Here is a 1,082-nt window from a genome sequence, read left to right as displayed (position 1 = left end):
ATCTACTCCTTCCTCCGGCTGCTGTTGCCCGCGGGCCCGGAAACGACCTACCGCTCGTCGGGGAACCTGCTGTTCCAATTGCTCAACCACCCCGAGCAATTCGCCGCGATCCAACAGGATCACAGCCTGCTCCCGCAGGCGATCGAAGAGGGCCTGCGGTTCGAGACGCCATTGACACTGGTGCAGCGCTACGTCACCGAAGACACCGAATTGGAGGGCGTGGCCATCCCCGCGGGGGCGGTCGTCGATGTCTGCCTCGGCTCGGCGAACCGTGACGAGACCCGGTGGGAGCGTTCCGAGGAATTCGACATCTTCCGGCCGCACATCCCGCACATCAGCTTCACCGCGGGCGCGCACACCTGCCTCGGGTTGCACCTGGCCCGCTTGGAGACGCGCGTCGCCATGGAGGCGCTGCTGGCGCGACTGACCAACATCACCCTGCTGCCCGACGGTGACCCCCACATCTTCGGCCAGCCGTTCCGCTCGCCGAGCTCGCTGCCGGTGACCTTCGATGCCGTCTGACGCGCAGCGTTTCGACGGCCCTTGCCGAGCCTGCCCTTTTCGACTCCGAGGAGCCATGTGACCACCCGTAACATCTTCGATCTCACCGGCCGTTCGGCGCTGGTCACCGGTGCGGCCGGCGGCATCGGCGCGGCCGTCGCCGCGGCGCTGGCCGCCCAGGGTGCGGCGGTCCTTGTCACCGATATCGACGGCGCCGCCGCGGCGGTCACCGCCGAGAAGATCGTCGCCGACGGTGGCCGAGCTGCCGCCGCGGCGCTCGATGTTCGCGACCGGGCCGCTGCCGATGCGGCCGCGAGTGCCGCCGCGGAGTTGGCCGGCGGGACACTGCATATCGTGGTGAACAACGCCGGCGCCACCGAACCCGCGATGTTCGGTGCCACCACCGAGGAATCGGTCCTGCGGATGCTCGACATCCACCTGCTCGGAGCGTTTCGGTGCACGCAGGCCGCGTTGGCGTATCTGGCGACCGACGGCACCGGTCGCGTCATCAACGTGACCTCGTCGGCGGGATTGGTCGGCACACTGGGGCAGGTGAACTACTCGGCGGCCAAGTCGGGCAT

2 protein-coding genes are annotated in these 1,082 nt (G+C 68.7%); both read left to right on the top strand.

Features of this window, described 5'->3' with window-relative positions; genetic code table 11:
* Positions 1 to 522, top strand: a 522-nt coding sequence (locus ACFWF3_RS36905; protein ID WP_379318895.1) for a cytochrome P450, incomplete at its 5' end; no start/stop codon positions are given.
* A gap of 57 nt (positions 523 to 579) precedes the next feature.
* On the top strand, positions 580 to 1,082 hold a 503-nt coding region (locus ACFWF3_RS36900), incomplete at its 3' end, for an SDR family NAD(P)-dependent oxidoreductase (RefSeq protein ID WP_379318893.1).

This window comes from Nocardia sp. NPDC060220 (assembly GCF_042727815.1).
In the GTDB taxonomy this organism is placed as follows: domain Bacteria; phylum Actinomycetota; class Actinomycetes; order Mycobacteriales; family Mycobacteriaceae; genus Nocardia.
Note: the sequence above shows the minus strand (reverse complement) of the source record. Positions and strands in the feature narration are given on the sequence as shown.